Annotated in this window: 21 protein-coding genes and 2 tRNA genes; 8 read left to right on the forward strand and 15 right to left on the reverse strand. The window is 60.7% G+C overall.

The window, feature by feature from the left end; genetic code table 11:
• Positions 1–80 precede the first annotated feature (80 nt).
• The 6 genes from EWR20_RS06250 to EWR20_RS06275 form a co-directional block, all read right to left on the reverse strand.
• On the reverse strand, positions 81–635 hold the full coding sequence (locus EWR20_RS06250; protein ID WP_129359762.1) for a hypothetical protein: 555 nt from the start codon (positions 633–635) through the stop codon (positions 81–83).
• Positions 636–1,076: 441 nt separating this feature from the next.
• Positions 1,077–1,298: a hypothetical protein gene (locus tag EWR20_RS06255; RefSeq protein WP_129359763.1), complete on the reverse strand. Its 222-nt coding sequence runs from the start codon at positions 1,296–1,298 to the stop codon at positions 1,077–1,079.
• The gene (locus tag EWR20_RS06260; protein WP_129359764.1) at positions 1,295–2,686 is read right to left on the reverse strand and encodes an AAA family ATPase; all 1,392 of its coding nucleotides are present in this window, start codon (positions 2,684–2,686) and stop codon (positions 1,295–1,297) included. Before EWR20_RS06260 ends, EWR20_RS06255 begins: the two co-directional genes overlap by 4 nt.
• 112 nt (positions 2,687–2,798) lie before the next feature.
• On the reverse strand, positions 2,799–3,224 hold the full coding sequence (locus tag EWR20_RS06265) for a hypothetical protein (RefSeq protein WP_129359765.1): 426 nt from the start codon (positions 3,222–3,224) through the stop codon (positions 2,799–2,801).
• Between the two features lie 233 nt (positions 3,225–3,457).
• Positions 3,458–3,766 carry a hypothetical protein gene (locus tag EWR20_RS06270; protein WP_129359766.1) on the reverse strand — a complete coding sequence of 103 codons (309 nt, stop codon included), beginning with the start codon at positions 3,764–3,766 and terminating at the stop codon, positions 3,458–3,460.
• A gap of 105 nt (positions 3,767–3,871) precedes the next feature.
• Positions 3,872–4,117, reverse strand: coding sequence for a helix-turn-helix transcriptional regulator (locus EWR20_RS06275; RefSeq protein ID WP_238147615.1), 246 nt, complete (start codon positions 4,115–4,117; stop codon positions 3,872–3,874).
• 101 nt (positions 4,118–4,218) lie between these two features.
• On the opposite strand from EWR20_RS06275, the gene EWR20_RS06280 reads away from it, so the two are divergent.
• The gene (locus EWR20_RS06280; protein ID WP_129359767.1) at positions 4,219–4,776 is read left to right on the forward strand and encodes a helix-turn-helix transcriptional regulator; all 558 of its coding nucleotides are present in this window, start codon (positions 4,219–4,221) and stop codon (positions 4,774–4,776) included.
• A gap of 64 nt (positions 4,777–4,840) precedes the next feature.
• On the forward strand, positions 4,841–5,872 hold the full coding sequence (locus EWR20_RS06285) for a tyrosine-type recombinase/integrase (protein ID WP_165000973.1): 1,032 nt from the start codon (positions 4,841–4,843) through the stop codon (positions 5,870–5,872).
• 97 nt (positions 5,873–5,969) lie between these two features.
• Here the strand turns inward: EWR20_RS06285 and EWR20_RS06290 are convergent.
• Both EWR20_RS06290 and mptB read right to left on the reverse strand, forming a co-directional pair.
• Positions 5,970–6,042, reverse strand: a tRNA-Arg gene (locus EWR20_RS06290).
• 60 nt (positions 6,043–6,102) lie between these two features.
• Positions 6,103–7,581 carry a polyprenol phosphomannose-dependent alpha 1,6 mannosyltransferase MptB gene (gene mptB, locus EWR20_RS06295; protein WP_129359769.1) on the reverse strand — a complete coding sequence of 493 codons (1,479 nt, stop codon included), beginning with the start codon at positions 7,579–7,581 and terminating at the stop codon, positions 6,103–6,105.
• A 182-nt stretch (positions 7,582–7,763) separates the two neighbouring features.
• Here mptB and orn point away from each other — a divergent pair, with 182 nt between their 5' ends.
• Entirely contained in the window at positions 7,764–8,393 is a 630-nt protein-coding gene (gene orn / locus EWR20_RS06300; protein WP_129359770.1) for an oligoribonuclease, read from the forward strand.
• 135 nt (positions 8,394–8,528) lie between these two features.
• Positions 8,529–8,601 (forward strand) — tRNA-His (locus EWR20_RS06305).
• Positions 8,602–8,768: 167 nt separating this feature from the next.
• Here EWR20_RS06305 and EWR20_RS13175 read toward each other — a convergent pair.
• Positions 8,769–9,338, reverse strand: a complete 570-nt coding sequence (locus EWR20_RS13175; protein ID WP_129359771.1) for a helix-turn-helix domain-containing protein — start codon at positions 9,336–9,338, stop codon at positions 8,769–8,771.
• A gap of 465 nt (positions 9,339–9,803) precedes the next feature.
• Between EWR20_RS13175 and EWR20_RS12775 the strand changes: the two genes are divergently transcribed.
• A complete protein-coding gene (locus EWR20_RS12775) occupies positions 9,804–10,154 on the forward strand; it encodes a PIN domain-containing protein (protein ID WP_202864786.1) in 351 nt (116 codons plus the stop codon).
• Positions 10,155–10,158: 4 nt separating this feature from the next.
• Positions 10,159–10,953 (forward strand): hypothetical protein, encoded by a 795-nt coding sequence (locus tag EWR20_RS06320; protein WP_129359772.1) that lies wholly within the window; start codon positions 10,159–10,161, stop codon positions 10,951–10,953.
• A gap of 14 nt (positions 10,954–10,967) precedes the next feature.
• On the opposite strand, the gene EWR20_RS06325 is transcribed toward EWR20_RS06320, so the two are convergent.
• Together EWR20_RS06325 and EWR20_RS06330 are read right to left on the reverse strand one after the other, a co-directional pair.
• Positions 10,968–13,778, reverse strand: a complete 2,811-nt coding sequence (locus EWR20_RS06325; RefSeq protein ID WP_129359773.1) for a DUF4365 domain-containing protein — start codon at positions 13,776–13,778, stop codon at positions 10,968–10,970.
• On the reverse strand, positions 13,779–14,948 hold the full coding sequence (locus EWR20_RS06330; RefSeq protein WP_238147616.1) for a hypothetical protein: 1,170 nt from the start codon (positions 14,946–14,948) through the stop codon (positions 13,779–13,781).
• A 288-nt stretch (positions 14,949–15,236) separates the two neighbouring features.
• Here EWR20_RS06330 and EWR20_RS06335 point away from each other — a divergent pair, with 288 nt between their 5' ends.
• A complete protein-coding gene (locus EWR20_RS06335) occupies positions 15,237–15,629 on the forward strand; it encodes a sulfate permease (RefSeq protein WP_129359774.1) in 393 nt (130 codons plus the stop codon).
• Positions 15,626–15,949, forward strand: coding sequence for a recombinase family protein (locus EWR20_RS06340; RefSeq protein ID WP_165000975.1), 324 nt, complete (start codon positions 15,626–15,628; stop codon positions 15,947–15,949). The genes EWR20_RS06335 and EWR20_RS06340 overlap by 4 nt, the downstream gene beginning before the upstream one ends.
• A gap of 165 nt (positions 15,950–16,114) precedes the next feature.
• Here EWR20_RS06340 and EWR20_RS12780 read toward each other — a convergent pair whose 3' ends face one another.
• The 4 genes from EWR20_RS12780 to EWR20_RS06360 all read right to left on the reverse strand — a co-directional run bounded on the left by EWR20_RS12780 (position 16,115) and on the right by EWR20_RS06360 (position 19,139).
• Entirely contained in the window at positions 16,115–16,414 is a 300-nt protein-coding gene (locus tag EWR20_RS12780; RefSeq protein ID WP_202864787.1) for a helix-turn-helix domain-containing protein, read from the reverse strand.
• Between the two features lie 303 nt (positions 16,415–16,717).
• The gene (locus EWR20_RS06350) at positions 16,718–17,332 is read right to left on the reverse strand and encodes an energy-coupling factor transporter transmembrane component T family protein (RefSeq protein WP_129359777.1); all 615 of its coding nucleotides are present in this window, start codon (positions 17,330–17,332) and stop codon (positions 16,718–16,720) included.
• Entirely contained in the window at positions 17,329–18,021 is a 693-nt protein-coding gene (locus tag EWR20_RS06355; RefSeq protein WP_129359778.1) for an energy-coupling factor ABC transporter ATP-binding protein, read from the reverse strand. The genes EWR20_RS06350 and EWR20_RS06355 overlap by 4 nt, the downstream gene beginning before the upstream one ends.
• On the reverse strand, positions 18,018–19,139 hold the full coding sequence (locus tag EWR20_RS06360; RefSeq protein ID WP_129359779.1) for a thiolase family protein: 1,122 nt from the start codon (positions 19,137–19,139) through the stop codon (positions 18,018–18,020). The genes EWR20_RS06355 and EWR20_RS06360 overlap by 4 nt, the downstream gene beginning before the upstream one ends.
• Positions 19,140–19,175: the final 36 nt, after the last annotated feature.

Below are 19,175 nucleotides of genomic sequence, written 5' to 3' on the forward strand. Positions count from 1 at the left end.
CGTAGGCGCCCGGCCCGAAATGCCTCGTACAGTGTTTATTATACAGCATTTCTTTGGCCGGGCATCTACTTATTCGGTTTTTATAAGTCCCTGGGCTTGAATGCGTCTGCCAGTGAATTCTGCATTTTCACTTTCCTATGTTGTCCTTGTGCTGCGACAACCGGTCCACGGGGCTTTAGGTCGAACTCTTGGACAATATCGTTGGCCGTCTGAGCGACCTTCTCGCTGTCCACGTCGCCGTCCTCGGTCATGAACTGTTGGGGGTCATCTGATAGTTTCCAGAACAACTTTCCGGGCAGGTGCTCGGGCAGCTGGGCCTCGACGGAAGAGCGCAGGAGGGTCTCGCGTTGGTTGGTGATCGTCTCCAATTGGGCTTGAGTCTCGCGCAGCTGGCGGCGGTATTTGGTGGCTTCTGCTCGCAGTTTCGATGCTTGGCCTTCGTCGTCCGGGCCGTCATCGCCGGCCGTATCCCCGCCTGGGTGATCCATGGCGGTGTCGGCGCTGCCGTCCGTGGATGCAGTGGTGCTTGGGTCTTCGGTGGGCTCCTGACTGGTATCAGCGGCCTGGTCGGCCTCGGCCTGTCTCGCCGTTTCGTTCTGTTCGACCTCGGTGTTGTTTGAATCGGTGTTTGCCATGATGTGTTATCTCCTTATCTTTTTTCTAGGACGAGGCCTCGTGCTTCGGCCCGTGTATGTCCTACGGGTTGCAGTGGCCCTATAAGCCGTCCGTGCTGGTCGAGGGATTCGTTCTTGCATACGGTGCACACTGCCTCTAGCGCGCCTTCTGTGGGCTTTGGGAGGGACTGTCTGTAAAAGAGTCCGCAGAAGGTTCTATACAGTCTTGGTGAGGGCTTGAGTGGTCCTGTCTCAGGCGGTTCTTGGATAGTGAAGGTTCTGTGGTGAATAGTGATTGGTAACTCTGCTGGGGTTATCATTTATTCTCTCTTTCTTAGGATTGACAGCCTTGTCTGAAACAGGCTCTGGATTGCCAGAATTGTTTTTCCTGTTCGAGTCGGTCGTTCTGGCGCTCGAAGACGACGATTGTCTTGCAGGAGGATCGCGGCCACGGTGGCGGGGTCAGGCTGCTTCTTCGGTGGTTTCCGCTGGTAGTCCGGCACCGTGTTTCCTTTCGTGTTCTTCGAGGAAGTCGATCATCTTGTCGGTGACGGTGGGGATCTTCTCGTAGGGGATGAAGGCTTTGATGTCTTTGCCGCGCATGATCACGACCCCTTCGATGGGGGTGCTGTTTTTGTTCCAGGTGTAGGGCTTCACGCGTAACCGGAATTGGACTTGGTTCACGCTGCATCTCCGTTCTCGGGGTTGTTCCAGTCCTTCTGGAAGCGGGCGAATCTTTCGGCAATTTCGATGTGGTGGGAACACTGGTCCGAGCCCTGGGCGGCGGGGTCCTCGCAACCGGCCCGGCGGCACTGTTCATCGCTCGAAGGTGCCACGGAATCAGTCGAAGGTGCCGAAGGTGCCACGTTCTGTACACACGGCACCTTGGTGGCACCTTGGGAACTGGCATCCGAAGGTGCCGCTTGTCCGTACGTGCTGGCACCTTCGGCACCTTGGGCACCTTGGGGGTTGTCGGTGGCACCTTGGGGGTTGTCGGTGGCACCTTCGGGGTCGATCTGCCATACCCATCCGGCACCAAAAGCCGACTTCACGGACAGGATTCTCGGATTCTTCGAACGCTTCCGAGCCTTCTTCATCTCGTCCTGAGAGAACCCCTCAGCAAGCCCAGCTTTGATGACCGCACCGGCTTTCGCCTCCTGTGCCTCGGTGTTGACCAGGTAGTCGTACACGAACTGTTGGGCCGCGTTGCGGTCCTCCTCGTCCTCAGCATCGGAGGAATCGCGGTTGATCAGTTCCCCGACAGTCACCTCGGATGCCCCGAGGAACCGGACCTTGCCGACGCTCGTGTCCCCGTCCTGGGTTGGTACGTTGACCGATTCCAGGGCGAACTTCCACGAACCGCGCCCGGTCCCGTAGTTGTTCTTGTCCTGGGTCAGGATTCGCTCGCCGGTCTCCGGGTCGGAAGCGAAAGCCAGATAAGACCGGGTGAGGTCTCGCCAGGCGTGCGAGCCTGACAGCTTCGCCCCGATATTGCCCGCGCCCTTGCCGAAATGATTGATCAGCACGATCGCCAGATCATGCTCCTGAGCTAAGGCCATGAGTGGACCGTAGGATCGGCGGACATCTTGGACCTTGTTCATGTCCCCGTCCATGAGGTTCGGTGCCGGGTCGATAATGATCATCCGTGCCCCGGTCTCAATCACGGCTTGCCGCAACAGACGGAGGTCTACCGGGAAGATCAACTCTCGCTCGTTGGTGAACGAATCGGTGATCGTGGCCGCCTGGACTCGGGCAACACGTTCCAAGTCGGCACCGGCGGCGATCAGGCGAGGCACCATCACGGTTGGCCAGTCGTCCTCAGGCCCGAAGATGACGATGTTCTCTTTCGACCCGTAGAGGTCGCCGGAAAGCGTGCCTTGGGTCAGTTGTGCTGCCAGGTCGAGCATGAACGTGGATTTGCCTTCACCGCCGATACCGGCGGCAATGGTCCCGGTGCCCAGGGGGATCACACCGGCCCCTTCGTGTGCCCAAAGCCACCGTTGTTTGTGCGGGGTGATCATGTGGGCGTAGGTGACCCGAAGTTCGGTCCGGGCCTCATTGTCTTCTGCCATGTGTGGCCTTTCCTCCCAGCGATATGGCTGGAATAGAAGAAGTGAAAAAGGGTGTGTGGTGCCAGGCCAGGGACAAGGTGTGTCCCCGGCCTGAACTACGCACGGGATGGGGTTAGGCGGCTACCGCCAGTGGGACCGGTTCATGGGTCGGTGGGACCACGGTTGGCCACGGGCCGGAGCGATCCACGCCGGGGCTAGTTTTCGGCTGCCAGTACCCGGTGGGGGACTCGCGCTGCTTGGACTGGAGCCTGCGCCTGTCCCAGTGGGGTTGTTCCCACGGATACTGTGGACGCGCTCCAAGATCAGCGGCCAACGATTCGGCACGAGAAATCGCATCAGTGTCCAAGGCTTCGTAGACAGTCTGTTTACCTTCCGCGTTACCCATAACCGTCCCAGTCAGATAAGCCCCGGAGATCGCAGTATCCGGGCTGGTCATGCACACCTTGGCATGATCGACGATGTTGGACGGGATACCGGCGAGGAAATCCGCGCTCATCTGGAACCACCTGCCCACCGATACTTGTTCAACACGTGACATGTCGGGCATAGTTGCACGTCGTCTGGCACATACTCGCCTTTCGAGGTGCTGGTCACATCGGCAACGTCCGGGCGGCGTGAGAGTCTGAATCCGCATAAGGCGACCGGGCGGCCACCGTCGAGGAAGGCTCCTTCCACCCGTTCGGGGAGGAAATAATGGGATAGGTCGGTGGGGTCGTTGCGCTCGTTCAGGTCCGCGATGGTCTGAGGACCGGTCAGGGTATCGGCCGTCACTTATGCGACCTCCAGACCGTCTTGGTCACCGAAGATGACATCCGCGTTCCACCGGTTGACGAACGTCGCGATCTCATCAGCGATGTCGACCGCGTCCATGAAGTCCACGTCAGGCCACGGGCCGCTGATGGAGTACTCCGTGCGCAATGGGTACCCATGTCCGGGGTCCAGGATGTAGATCTGGATGACCTCGTTCTCGGATGACGGCCCCCAGTAGATTCCGGTGCCTTGTCCGGTGGATGAGTCTATTTCGCGGGTGAAGATTTCGGGGATGGCCGGGTGGCGGGGGTTGCGGGTATGATCAGTCATGTCTTGTACTCCTTGTTGAGTGCTTGTTGAGGCGTCCTTCTCACTGTCTTTGCCGCCAAGCTGTGCAGTGCGAAGGACGTTTTTTTCGTTTCTTGCTTCGCTCATCTACTTCTCTCCAATCTGCTCGCGTTCCCACGCTTGGACGTCGTCGAGCCGGAATCTCACGAACTTGTTATTGAGCTTCAGACTGCGAGGCGTCTTGCCCTGTGAGTGCCAGACTCGAATCGTCTGAAGCGCGACCTGGTAGCGATCCGCCAGGTCTTGCATGGTGAGCCATTGTGCGCCGGGGTCTAGAGCGGGCCTTTCGTCCGCTTCGATCCTCGAGTGCCTCTCGGCCAGTACGTCGGTCATGGAGCCTCCTATGCTCTGAAAATTTATGGGGAAATCATTCCCGCATAAACCAGTATACACAAACATTTGGGAGAGAAAACCGTTGAGCATAAGCTGGTTGCATGACCGAACCATCGAACAGCCCTGGTGCCTCGACCGAAGAACTCGAGGAGTTGCGTTTTCGCCAAGAGGTTCAGCGACGCCGAGCCGAAAAGGGATGGTCGCAAGAAGCACTCGCCAAGAAGATGTACGACGCCGGATGGACGGACTTTCATCAGGCAACTATTTCTCGCATCGAGAAGGGGAAGCGTCCCGTGAGGCTCGGCGAGGCAAGAACCTTAGCCCGCATCCTGGAATCGTCTGTAGGGGCCATGCTCGCGCCTAGCACTGACATGCAGTTGCTTGAGACGTTCAACCGGGTCGGCCAGGAGGCCGTGGACACGATGAACGACGCAGTTGAGTCGATGATGGAATTTCTGCAATACCAATGGGCGCTTGAGTTTCAATTGACACAGGTAGAGACAGTTGACTTGGAAGGATCTGTACCTGAGGACCAAGTTGATAGCTTCCAAGCGATGATCAACAAGGGAAGAGATCTTGTCCGCCTTGATCCTGAAGTGATTATTGAGATGGCTCGGCAGAACGTGGGTCCTCGCTCGAGAGATACGAAACGTGCCTAGGCCACCACTCCCCCTTGGCTCGTACGGGGATATTAGGGTCACAGAGAAGAGCGAGAAGCACTTTGTGGCCAAGGCCCGGTACAGGGACTACGACGGGAAGCTCAGACTCGTCGAACGGAAGGGCGCGACGGCGCGGCAGGCCGAGAACAACCTCAAATCCGCGTTCACCGAACGACTCACTCCACAGGACCCGACCAGGCTCAACCGTCAGTCTCGGATCGTGACGCTTGCGGATACGTGGTGGGAGTTCATTCAGGGCAAGGATCTAGCCCTGCGAACTTACGACCGTTACCGCGAGGTTCTGGACGGTTGCATACTCCCCCGCCTTGGTGCCGTGCGTCTCTCTGAGGCGTCCATTGGCGTCCTCGATTCCAAGTTGAGGGAGATCGCTGCGGTTCATGGTCCGTCGAATGGGAAGCACGCGCACACTGTTCTGAAGCAGATGTTCGCTCTCGCTGCACAGCGTGACGCACTCACCACCAACCCGATGCTCTACGTGGGAAACGTGATCGTTCCTCAGAATGAAACGCGGGCACTGACTGACGATGAGGTGCCGCGTCTGAGAGAGTGCCTGTCCGGTGATGTGCTGGACGTCTTCGATCTACTTTTCGGCACCGGCACCAGAATCAGCGAGGCCCTAGGACTTCGATGGGGTGATGTGGAGCTGGACCCCCGCGCACGTGTAACAATCGCCGGTGCCGCTAAGCGGGTCAAGGGCCGGGGAATGATCTGGGAGCCTCGCCCTAAGTCTCTTGGTTCGATGCACCGGCTCTACGTTCCATCGTTCACTGCGGACATGCTCAGACGGCGACCTCACCTGTCTGAGTGGGTATTCCCGTCTTACACGGGCACTTTGTGGGATCCGTCGAACTTCCGCACTCGGCTGCGGGGCCAGCTCGAAGGCACCGGCTTCGAGTGGGTTCATCCTCATACGATCCGGGCGACGGTGGGAACTTTGCTCGCCCACACTGACAGCCTCAAGGCGGCGTCCGCTCAGCTCGGTCACGCTTCCGAAGAGATAACGCTCCGTCATTACGTGATGAAGTTGCAGGATGCTCCGGATGCTTCGCAGGCCTTGGAAGTGCTCAAGGGCTAAGAAAACGTTAGTGATGGGTTTGTGTTGGATCACTACCCCACTAACAAGAATGAACCCCGCCAAATCGCTCTACTTCGTTGATTTGGCGGGGTTTTTGTGCCCCAGGAGGGAGTCGAACCCCCGACCAAGAGATTAGAAGGCTCCTGCTCTATCCACTGAGCTACTGAGGCGTGGCCAAGTTGACCTCGTCTAGATTACCGCGCAAGGCCGTGGCTCTCCACTCCGCGATGCTAAACGATTGCGCTGACCCTGCGTTCCCGCCGAAAAACGCGCCGGGTCGATGGATCGATGAACATGATGTACAGCCCGTACATCAGGGCAACAACGGCCGCGACGAGACGACCCATGTTCACGTCCAAGCTCAGATAAGGGAAGACATCCAATTGATCGGACACGGCCCACATCATGAAAAAGAGCGTGGTCAAAAGGAAGAAATCGACGTGCCAATCCGAGCGGATTCCCGTGGCAGCAAAAAATGGGATGAGCCAAACCACGTACCAGGCCTGAATCATGGGGTTGAGCATCACGACAAGCGTCAAAGCGATCGTGATGCGCCGAATCAATTTCTCGTCCCGTCCCACGAATGCGAGAATCGCGGCGCCGAGCACGCCCACCATTTGGCCGATCTTCTGCACGAAGGATTGGAGGTCCCCACCGGGTAAGCCCACGGAGTCGCCCCACAAGCGAACCAAGAAGCTGAACAGCCCGACCGGGGCGTACCAGATCCACACGCCGCCCGTCGTCGAAAGCGCTCCGACCCAATCGAAGCCGAACCCATTCGCGAGACCCATGAGCCACAGTTCCAGAAGCGCGATCCCTGCGGTGAGGAACCAGTATACGAATTTCCTGGGCCACGAAGCACCGCGGCCAGCCCAGAGCAGGCCGATGAACGGGAGGATCAGCAACGCTATCGGCTTGACCGCAACCGCGATGGTCGTGAGTGTGATTCCACCCAGCCCGCCGGCGGTATTCCTCCATCGAGCAGAGACATACACCGCGGCCATCATCAGACCGATCATCAAGGCATCATTGTGCGCGGAGACCACGAAATGCACCAAGAACATTGGGTTCGCCAAGCACAGCCAGCAGGCCCTCGTAGGATTGACGCCGTGGAGCTTGGCGAGTTTGGGAAGAAAATAGGCGATCAGGGCCACGCCTATGAGCGCCACTCCGCGGAATAGATAGAAAGCGATGTCCGGAGAATCGCCGGCGACTTGTACTACCAATCCTTCTATCCACAGAAAGACGGGACCATACGGCGGAGGGGACTGACTCCACAATTGATCTGCGCCGTTTTGCAGGAAGTTGTTGACCGAGGAGACTCCGGCTTCATACGGGTTCAGACCCGACTGGTAGAGACGCCCCTGAGCGAAATAAGAGTAAACATCGCGGCTGAACAGCGGGAATGCGACCATCAACGGGATAGACCAAGAGATGATCGCCGCAGTGACCCATTTCTTGGCCGTTTTCTGCGCCCAATCGACCTTCTGGCTCAATCGCATCCATTCGCGCGTCAGGGCCATGGCGCCGATGGAGGTGACGACAATGCACAGAACTACCGCGCCATCGGTATACCTCAGCGAGATAATCCACGGTTGAAGCCGTAGGGAGGAGATGGGTGCGAGCCACCCAATACCGAATGATCCGAACATCAGCAGGAGGGAACCGATCGTTCCCATAATGATGGTGCGGAGCGGGCTCCGTTGCACGAACCGGGGTTCCCTGGTGCGTCGCCTCCGAAGCATCGCGCTGTGGCTCAAGCTTCCCCCTGCAGATATCTCGTGGCCTGAAGTCCGCCAGAACTGGGGCGAGACTCCGTTCGATTTTACAGACACAGAAGGGAACGCGCCGACCCTTAGGCGAGGAAGGGACCGCGAGGTAGGTTTGAAGGGTGTCTAAAACGAATGAACGAATAGTATGGATCGACTGCGAGATGACCGGCTTGGACCTGGAGCGCGACGCCCTGATTGAGGTCGCGGTCCTGATCACGGACGCAGAATTGAACATTCTGGACGACGGCCTGGACGTTCTAATCAAACCGGAGCCTGAAGCCTTGGCTCAGATGAATGATTTCGTACGGAACATGCACACCACCTCGGGTCTCCTCGACGAACTCGACGAAGGCCTGTCCATGTCCGAGGCCGAAGACTTGGTTCTGGCGCACATCAAAAAATATGTGCCGGAAGCCGGAAAAGCCCAATTGGGCGGAAATTCGATAGGAACTGACAAGACGTTCCTCTCGCGGGACATGCCGCGCGTCATCGAGCATCTGCACTACCGAGTTGTCGACGTCTCGACGGTCAAGGAGCTCTCCCGCCGCTGGTACCCACGGGCTTATTACCAGGCCCCGGCCAAAACAGGGAATCACCGCGCCCTGGGAGACATCAAGGATTCGATCGTCGAGCTTCAGTACTATCGCGAAGCCGTGTTCGTGCCCCAACCGGGTCCGAACTCCGACGAGGCACGGGACATCTCGCGACGTTTCTCCCCTGCTTCCTCCGACGGGAATTCAGGCGAATAGCCCACGGATTCTACGAGTCGTGACGCTTACCACTCCAGTGACGTGGCGTCGAATTGGCTCCGTCGGCGCCGCTCATGTAAGCTCTAATTCGTTGTCCGATCGCAGGTTGTCAGCCGCGAAGGACATCGCATCTTGGTGGGCGTAGCTCAGTCGGCAGAGCGCCTGGTTGTGGTCCAGGAGGTCGCGGGTTCAACCCCCGTCGCTCACCCAGGTAATGTTGCCCCCGGCTTTCGAGTCGGGGGCAATGTTTTTCACAAACCCCCTGATCAGACCCTATTTCGACACTGGTGCATAACAGTGATCGGCCGCCACAGGTGCTCACTAAAGGGCTCTCGAAGCGGTACTTAAGTGGTGCGCAAAGGTGATCCTTTCCCCCTACACGGGGCTTCGCTTAAGCGCCCGCAGCAACGTCGTGTGCGCAACACCAAGACGACGAGCGACCGACCTAGCACTCGCACCCTCATGGATGACAGCGCGAGCTGCCTGCACCTCGCTCTCACTGAGGGCCGCCACACGTACCCGGGTGTTGACTCCAGCTTCCCAGAGCCGCTTTCGCAGAGTCTGAGCGTGGATACCGTGCTTCCGCGCGATCTCTGCCTGAGTCAAACCATTGGCGTAGTCAACGACGAGCGGAAGAAGAACCGATGCCCTGGCCTTCTCTATCCCAGGTGAAATCGTGCGACGATTTTGCTTCGTCGATTCTCGTCGTGGAGTGGAGCCAGTGACGGAATTCGGTTCACCTGTAGATCGTCTTCGACGATCGCGGCTGCGCGAAGACGTTCGCGAGCAGCCAGCGGCGCGGCTTTCCGCCAGCTCGGGGTTTCGACGGATGTATTCGATCAGCCGTGTTAAAGCAGGTGTTGGACGCGAAAAAATGTCGACCAGCGACCTGCTCACCTCAGCTCCATCCTCAACGACATACTTGTCAGGTCTGGCGGCATTCATATCGATATTCTCCGACGCTTTGGCTGGAGTGGCTAAAGGTCATCGTCTATCGAATGTTCCACGTACCATTACCAACATGCAGGTCGGAATCCATATAGACGGCTACAACCTTTACCATGGCGGTCTCGAGGCTTGTGTGGGCGCTCGACGTCCGGGTGGCGTTGGCTCGATCTGCGATGGCTGGCACACACTCTTGTCACCACTCACTCTCGCTGGGATAACCCGGCGCTCGAAACGGTCACCTACTGCACCGCGAGAGTAAGTGGAGCCAGCACCCCATCGGCCAGCGTGAACAGGACGTTTACTTACGTGCGCTGGATCGCTCAGGCTCCGTCACTCGGATCAGCTACGGCAGCTACGTCGCTAGAGTCGCCACAGCCCCGCTCGGGACCGCCGGCCGAAACGGCAAACCCCTCATCAGCGATCCTCAATGGCCTCTGATGGTGCAAGACGGAGCCGAGCAAGATGTCCCCTGACGCTCGGTTCATGGCATCGGTCGCTCGTCGCGAAGGAAAAGGCTCCGATGTCAACGTCGCCTCTCATCTACTCATCGACATACTCACCGGCACGATTGACGCAGCCGTGGTGATCTCCAACGACAGCGATCTGGCCTACCCCGTCACCTTCGCGCGAGATCGAGTGCCAATCGGACTTGTCAACCCCACGAAGGGCTATCGCGCCGGTAAGATCGCAGGCGAGCACACCGATGGCGTGGGCGACCACTGGTGGTATCAGATGACACGTCGCCGAACCGGTGCCGAGTTTCTGAGAGTGCGTCGCGGCAACTGCCTCCGCCAAACCACCATGGAAAGGTGAATGCATGGTAGCCATCTCAATCGTTGCCCTGGTCATCTCGGCCTTCGCCCTGCCATTCACCATCTGGGCAGCGCGGGCGGCCGCTAGGCAGGCGAAGGCGGCGCACGACCAGACGGAGATCCAACGCGAGCAGGTGGCCGCCGCGCGGGAGCAGACTCAACTACAACGCGATCTCGCTCATGAGGCCCTACAGCCCTACGTGTGGGCGGACATCCAGCCAGATATGCAGCAAGGCACCGTGATGCACGTGGTGGTGGGTAACAACGGTCCCACCGTCGCACGCAACGTGAGGGTGACGTTCGATCCACCGCTTCCAGCCGGCCAGCAACAGTCGGACAAGGTCGAGAGTGTTCAGCGGGTGCTCGCCAGCGGACTCCGCTCGCTCGCGCCGAAACGGGAAATCCGGTGGGCTCTCGGTGCCGGCTACGACCTCCTGTCCAGCGAGGAACCACAGGTCCGCACTGTGCGTGTCGAAGGCGAGGGCCCGCACGGTCCGCTGCCTGTCCTGGAGATTCAGATCGACATCTCAGAGTGGCGTCAGGCCAGGGACGCTCCGGATGGCTCACTGCACCATGTACGCGGCGCGATCAAGGACCTCACCAAGGCCGTCGGTGGCGTAGACAAGACGATGAAGCGTGTTGTCGATCGCTTGGATTACCCAGCGCCAGAGACGGTCGAAATCAATGAAATGAGCGACGCCTTCACCAGGCAGCAACTCGCACCGCCAGCACCCGAGGATGAGGCGGATTCCAGCACAGATCGAGCATCCCTGCCACCGTCGACGGCGGAGGAACGATAGCGCCTGCGGAACTCTCAGTCGGTGGTGCTCTCGCGTGCAGCCTCGCGAATCTGTGCTGAAGGGTGCTGCGCGGCGATGGTCAGCAGTTGAGAAACGGCTGGCACCTCCGGAGGCGTGTGGAGCCCGGAAACGACCGCCGCGGCACTCCGCCTTCCGCCAGACTTCAGGACCTTCGACAGGATTGTCGCGACTCCCTCAGATGCGCGCTCGGCAACGACCAACCTGCTCAGCCCCCTAAGCGCCGCGTCACGTACGGTTTCGTTTGCGTCACCCGCTAGAGCGAGAAGCAGTTCGGACTCTGCCTTGTCTCCGAAACGTTCAATGATCCGCGCACTCGCGGCACGGCGAACGGTGTCGCCGCCAAGAAGGTCCCGTATCAACGGTTCGCGTGAGGCCTCATCTGCGAGAGCAGCGAGCGCTTCGGCGGCGAGGCCTCGGATGTCCTCGTCGTCATCGAAGAAGGTCCGGACTGGCTCTCGGTTCCGAAGAGCTGACACGGCTTCGACAAGGTGTGTCTTGATTGGGTCGGCAAGCGTCGCTCCATGGATGGCGAGTACTTGCAATGCGCCAGACTGTTGCTGAGGTCTGACCCCGGGAGCCGCCAACAAAGCTTCGATACGATCCCACCGCCCACTCGAAGGGTGCCAGACACCGAGCAGGGTCAGTGCATGGCCGGGGTCGAGACCGCCAACACTGTACGCCCCCTTGGCGGCATCCTCGATGAGATTGTCGATGACGCTGCACAGTCGGTCAGTAAGAGCATTGACTGCATCGGAGGGCAGCGTTCGCACGTCGTCGATGGCTTCGAAGACGATCAACTCCCCGGCTCGGGCTCGTTGAAGGACTTGCTCGCGACTCTCGACTACTGCAGGAGCAGCGACCCTCAAGAAGGCCTCGCGTAGGTAGGCGGCGTCGCCGTCAGATCGGTTCGCCGCGCGCTGACGGTCACTCTCACGCCACGCGGATGCGGGGATCGTATGGATCAGCCGGGCGAGGGTCTGCGCGGTTCCGTCGTCGGTGACCGGGGGGTGGTCAAGGAAGTAGTCGATCACGTTGTGAAGGGCGTCCTCGCTCAACGTCCACACCATGGCCTTCAGCAGATCGATGATCTTGTAGAGCACGATGAATGTAGGCCGAGCACGTTCCAGGTAGACCCGTGGCTCTTGGAGCATCGCCAGCGCCCACGCACAGGTTTCGTCGGCGCGTGCTGGTTCGAGAACGTCGCCGGCGGCCGTCAGCAGTTCGATATCTGCCAAAGCGGTCGTTCGAGTCGATCGAGACAAGTCCACGCTGCTCGCCGCGATCCTGGCGGCCATCGTTGGACCCGTGCGCACGATGTGTCGAGTCGCGCGCCCAGTGCTCTTGCTGTCACCGGAGAGACGGAGAAGAGTCAGCCAGCCGGCGACCCTGTCGGGATCATCCGTGGGGCCGGTGGTGACAAGGAAGTGCTCCGCGAGAGCGCCAATTGCGCCACGCCACCCGTCGTGATCACCAGCGCACGAGGCCAGCAACGCCGCGGAAAGCAGGCGCTTGTGGGCAGTGTCCGAGCCCCCGATCCGAATCGACGCATCCTCGCTCCATCTCCGGAACTCCTCAGAGAGATGAGCGGATAGCCCATAGGACATCACCTGGGTTCTCCACCACGACGCTGGGTTGTCGCTGCGCTGGATGATGTTGGCGATGTCGCCCTGCATCCATCCGCTGGCCCTGAACGACGTCAGCGCACACGCGCCCGCGATGGCCGCAGCCGTGACGTCCGACGGTGCCTCTCGATGGATTCGCTGGGTCTTCATCGCGAGGTCGAAAGCCTCCTCGTGTCGTCCGACCTCCAGCAGCGCCCGTGCCCGTTGAGCTTCTAGCCATGCGTGATCCACTGAGGAGTAGTCGTCATGTGCCAGGGCGTCCTGAAGCACTTGGAGCGCCGTATCGGGATCGTTCTCGTCGAAGTGATAGACGCAGCGGAGCACGGATGCCGCGGAGCGTTCACTCGGCGTCGAAGCTAGGTCGACAAGCTGAAGCAGGTCAGCGGGTTCTCCTTGGTAGTGCCAGAGATGAAGGGCAGCAGTGGCGCGCCAACACCAGTCATCGGCCTCGCGTGCATCGTTGAGTGACAGCCCCTTCCGCTCGGCGTCATTCTCCCCTGCGAGCGCAGGAAGGCTCGTCGGTTCCAGAATCCGTTCAAGGTCGTCCCGGAAGAGCACTTGCATGGCGAGGGCTTCGAGCCCGGAGATCGAATCTGGGACCAGATTCGGGTGGGGTGCGATGAGCCGGGGAGTGATGAGGGCATGCCGAACTTCGTCGACCGGTGCAAGATGCACCGCGCCGGTCCACGCAGTGCCGTCCCAGGTCGGAGTCGGAAGCTGCGTCAGCGCGACGTCGGAGAGTGCTTCGTTGTGGTCCGCGTCAACGGTTTGGGAGGCCGGCACAAGAATCTTGGCGCCCTTACCGGTCGAGACGACTCGCTCAGGGGTGACGTGAACCCAGAACGAGAGGTTTCTGTCTTGATCGCGCAGGATCACCACGTGGGGCAGCGCGTGGCGCAGCCAGTAGCCGAAGTGTTCACGGTCGTCCTCGGCAAACCACCACCCAGTGATCGTGCCCTCGGCGTCCTTCTGCGGGGTCTTGAAGTAAGACGACCCGGTCTTGACCTGGGCACCCATCACGGCGCCGAGTTCGTACCGGCGGGCATCTCGCGGCCGCAGATATAGATCGGTGCCTGTGTCGTGCCGGCTATCGATCACCCCTCCCCAGCCCAAGCGCTCGAACTGCGCCAAGACCTCAGACTCACCCGAGGTTCCCGTAGCTTCGTTCTTTGGCGCCCGCACCTACGCCTCCTCCGTTGCCTCGTCCGCAACAACTCGAACGTTGCGCATCGCAGAGCCAGTGAATATGAGCGGAATGAACGAGTCTCGAAACGCGATTCCCGCTGGCCGCCTCGCAGGCCCGCCACCGGGAGGAGTGGTGAGAGGGAACCTCATTCCCACCGGAGCCTTGCCGGAAACATGGTCAGGATGTGGGCCGCCCACCGGATACCCGGGATGAGCGGGAGCGCCCAGATAGTCGGGAAGGTCTACCCGTCCTTCGAAATGTTTCGTGGCCGCGACATGGAACATCGCCCCGTGGGCCCAGGCGATCATGTAGGCCTCGGCGAGAACGGCAGGGACATCCACCCTCAACTGCGTTAGCTCCAGCCCTTGTCGATGCCCGTCCACCTTGGGCGCCTGTGCGAGAACTTCGATGACGGGGCGGTCGAAGATGTCCACGGCGTCCGGGCCGGTCAGCACACCAACCGGGATGGTCCCATCTGCGCTGGGCGGAGTGGTGACGAATGAGACTTTGAGATCATCACGAGCGCGGACTGAGAGACCGTGCTTGACCTTGTTGTGAGCAGCGTTGAGTTGGAGCTCATGTCCCACGAGTAGGTCGATAGCGAACTGGAGCCAGTCAGCGAACACGTTGGACGCCGAAGCGAGTTGCTCCGTCATCCCGCTCTGCAAGTCCTGCTCGCGGAGAACCAGACGGGCGAACTGCATAGGGGCCTCCGCCGAGGAGAAGGACTCGCGGAGCTGGCTTACGACCTGATCGAGTTGGTTTGGCCCGGCCGACAGGGCTTCCCAAACGCACGATTCGGCGACGTTCGTCCGTTGCGAGAGTGCCGCCGTCAACCGCACAAGCGACTCAGCCGCATGGTGCCGCAGGGCGTACGCATCCGTGGCGACCTGTGTAGCAATGGACCTCGGCGAGGTCTCGGGTATGAAGCCCACCGGCCGACCAAGGAGGCGAGCGAACCGCCCACGGGTCTCGGTCACGTGCTGCTGTTCATCAGCGGATGCGGCCAGGGGATGCTCATCGCTGTCGACGTCCGACTCTGCCCACCGCAACATCATGCCGATCCGAGCGCTGAAGTACCCGTACGGATCAGACGACAAGAACGTGTCGTCAAGCTCCTGACACTGCTCGGCCGTCAGATCCGGCCCGGCTGATGGCGGGTACATTCAACAAGCGTATGGTCGCGAGGTCGGCCTGTCCAGTCGCCTCGCCGAGCCACGGGTAACCGGCATGACCTACACCTCAGATGGACGGGACAGACGGCCAGCCCGAGCGCTCCGGGACCGCGACCGTGGCTGTCCGGCTAACCGGGGTGCCGGTTGTCACTGAACCGGAGTAAAATCAAGGCACAGAGGCAGAAGCCCCTCAACATGTAGCCCCGCTCGCCGGGGTTGTCCTTCGGGATACCTCCACACGTACTGCCTCACCACTAGTTACGTGCTTGGAGGCACCTCATGTTCCGACTCATCTGGATCACCAGCATCCACCTGGCAGGATTCTTCCGCCGGGTGATGCCCACCAACATCCTGCTGGACAAGATTCGCACCCGCTCCGGTCTCAAGTGGGGCGTGCCGGCGATGCTGGTCGCCATCCCATACCTCTATGCCGCGAGCCTGCTGACCGTCATCATCCAAGACGGTGGCCCCGGCTGGCTGAACATCCTGGTGCTCATCGCACTGTGGTCAGCGTTGAAGATGCTCTGGAGCGGGCCGGTCAGCCTGGTCTTGCTCACCCGCGTCCGCTGGCAAGAACGAAGCCAGCACCGCGCCCAACAGCGGCAGCTCGGACACCAGGAATGGTCCCCGGAGGTTGTGGGGGCACCTGTCCTGGCAGGAGGTGCCTCATGACCAAGGCGATCCTCTATCTACGCAGCGCGACCGGCAACCGCGAGCAGATACAACAGCAACAAGCCCACTGCCGCGAGTACCTGGCCGAACGCGGCCTCACCGAGGCCGGCACCATCACCGACACCGGCCACCCCCAGGAAGGATTCACCAACCTACTCGATACCGCCTTGAAGGCCACAGCCACCGAGGTGGTTGTCACCGACCTCTCACGCCTGGGCCGCAAGCCCCTGGCCTCTATGAAGAACTTCGACGCCCTCGACCGGGCCGGTCTCACCATTCCATATCGCTACCGGCACCCTCAGCGGCTCGATGGTCGATGAATGCACCCGAGGCATGGCCTACCTCTTCGCCGCCGAGGACGCCCAACGCCTCCACGACGAGGACCATCCCGCCGCCTGAACACCGCACATACGAAGTCCGCCGCCACCCCAGGGGGTGGCGGCGGACTTGTTTGTACTGACCGAGACGAGACGCACACCTGGTTGCTATGAAGTCGCTACCAGGTCGAGATCGGTGTCAGCATGTTGGCTGATCGTCGTAGAGCCAGACGCATCGTCCACGATGAGTCCTACTTCCACGAGGCAAGCCCGAACCGGTGTGCGGCTCACACCGAGCCTGCGAGAGATCGCACGCATCGACACCCCGGCGCGGAACAAGCGAACCGCCTCAGCCCGTTCGTCCACATCGAGACCAGGGCGACGTCGAGGAGTGTTCCGGCGACTCAGGTGCGCAGACACTGTGGCGCGGTGAACGCCGTACTTCTTCGCCAGACCTCGAACGCTCATGCCCGCCTCGTAATCCTCGATCAGACGATCCACCTCGGAAGGAGTCAGAAAGGTTTGAGCCTTCTCGATTCTCCGGACTAACGAGCCACGGGCATCCTCCACAGGAGGGGCTGACGCTCGCCTTGGCCCCTTGTATATACCCCTAGAACACCGTGTTACCAGGGTTTTTGCCCTGCGGGGAAGGTTGCTAAACGTGCTACGCAGTGACCCCAAGTACGAGGCCCGAATGTTGCCGCAGGATTCCCTGGACGCAAGCATTCGGGCCTCGTTTTCTGTATACCGTAACGGAACTCTCGGCCGGTCTCACTCCGCCTCGTCTGCACCACCGATTCCTCTGGCTTCCAACGCATCCCCGACTTGGTCCGCGTGCTGGAGCGTCAACACCAGAACCGGCATGACCCACGCCCAAGGAGCAATCCGGACCCCTCGAGCCTTCTGTGCGTCCCGGACTTCGCGGATGATCCCGCCCAATTGGTTGACCGAGGTTAAGGTCAGGGCCATGGCCAATCCGACCCGTTCCGGGTTGATTCCAAGACGCCGGAAGGGTCCGAGTACGCGTTCACAGGTTTCGATCATGCCTTGCACGGGAGTCGTGCGCGTGACCACCTGAGCCAGCATGATCACCGAAATCACCCGGACCGTATTACGGACCGCTTCCAAGGGCTCAAGGAAAACGGCCTGTGTCACGGCCAGAAAGGCAACCAACACGACAAGTCCTCTCAGATCGCGCAGAAACAGCCCTATACCCAAGCCTGCGAGCGCGTAGCCCGCGGGCGCTATGGCAATACATACGCCGATGGTCCACCAGGTCGCGGGGGCCAAGGAGAGCACCAGAGCGAAGAGCGCAAAGAGCAACAGCTTGATGCCTGCCGGGAGGCGGTGGACGAAGCTGTATCCCGGGTAGTAGAGCGAGATCATGCCAAGACCCGTTCGTAGGTTTCGATGACTTCGGCCGGCTCGCCTTGTGCTGCGAGTTTTCCGTCGGCGATGAGAATTGCCTGGTCGCAGCGACGGGCGAGGTCCAGGTCGTGAGTTACCAAGAGAACTTGTGGGGCCGCCGGCTCGAGGAGGCGACGCGCGATGATTCTGCGGTGCCGTGCATCCAAGAGGCTTGTGGGTTCGTCGGCAATGACGAGATCCGGTTCCCCCACGAGCACCGAGCACAGAGCGAGGCGTTGCATCTGTCCGCTGGAGAGAGCGTGGCAGGGCCGTTCGGCGAGGTCCTCGAGTTCGTGCAGTCGGATGGCTTCCTCGACCTTGGCCGCGGTCTCTTCCCGGGTGAGCCTGCGTCCGCGCAACGTGAGAGCTATGTCTTCGCGAACCGTGGGCATGATGGTTTGCGCTCCCGGATTGGCGAAGACGAAGCCCACTGCGCGCCGTAGCCGTTTGACGTTCTTGACGGAATCGATCCCGTTCACCGTCACATAACCGGAGGAAGGACGCACAAGCCCCGCTATTGCTTTGGTCAGTGTCGACTTGCCGGAGCCGTTCTCGCCGATAATCGCAATGCGAGGCGCCTCCAGAGTTGTGGTGACTCCGTCCAGCAGGACGGTGTGCCCCTCGGGTCCGTCCGCCTCGACGCGCAAATTCTCAATGCTGATGCTCATTCCACGTACTCCAGAATCATTGTTGCGCCCATCCCTCCGCCAATGGCGCAGGTTGTCAGCCCCAGGGAACCAGGTCCTTCATGTCTGAGTCGGTGCAGGAGTCTCACGAGGCTCACTGCTCCGGATGCGCCCCATGGATGACCCAAAGCCAGAGCGCCGCCCCACGAGTTGACTCGTGGGTCGATCTCTCCATGATGGCTCATCCCCAGAGCGTCGAGTACCGCGAGAGCTTGCGCCGCGAATGCCTCGACGACCTCGATGGCCTGCAGATCGTCGATCCTCAGGCCTGCTCTGTCCAGGGCCTCACGGGTTGCTGCTACCGGTACGATCCCGGGAAGAGACGGGTCTCCCCCGGTCATTGTCGAGGCCAGGACCTTCCAGTGGGGGCCGGTGATACTGTCCTGGGTTGTCACGACGACGCCCGCTGCACCGTCCGAAATGCGCGCGGTGGTGCCTGGGGTGACCGTGGCACTCGGCGCGTCGGAAACAGGTGAAAAGCGTCGGAGGGCGTTGCTCCCGAGGCGCCGCGGACCATCGTCAATAATCGTTGTACCGGCCGGGTCCCGGGCCACGGAGACCGTCTCTGCTCGGAGGAAAGACTTCGCTCCTAAGGAAAGCTCGTGACTGCGCTCCGCAAAGGATTCTTGGCTTTCGCGTGAGATGCCCTTCAGGTGGGCCAGCTCGTCGGCGGCTTCGATCATGTCCGGATCGGGGAATCCGCGGGGCGCAAAACGTGCCCGTGCAAACGGAACTCCGTGGTGCGAACGCGTCGGAGCGGTCGACGCGGATTCGGCTCCGCCGGCGATCATGGTCGCTCCTGTGGCCGCGACGTGATGCATGGCCTGTTGGACGGCGGCCAAACCAGAACCGCACTGAGCGTCGATACCCCAACCTATGCACTCTTGGCCGAACCCCGCAGCCAATGCCGCATTCCGTCCGAGGTTGCCCCCTGGGCCGGTGCAATTGCCGAGTATCACACCGACTGGGCGCTGGCCGGTTGTCGTTGCCAATTCTGCCAAGACCATGGCGGCCAATTCTTCGACACCGTAGTCCGCGAGCGCGCGTGATCGACCGGTGATGGGGGTCCGGAGCCCGGCTGTTATGGCAATGTTCTGCATGGGATTCCTTGTAGTAGCCGTTCGCAGGGCTATGGA

The sequence above is a fragment of the Rothia uropygioeca genome (assembly GCF_004136585.1).
Lineage (GTDB): Bacteria > Actinomycetota > Actinomycetes > Actinomycetales > Micrococcaceae > Rothia.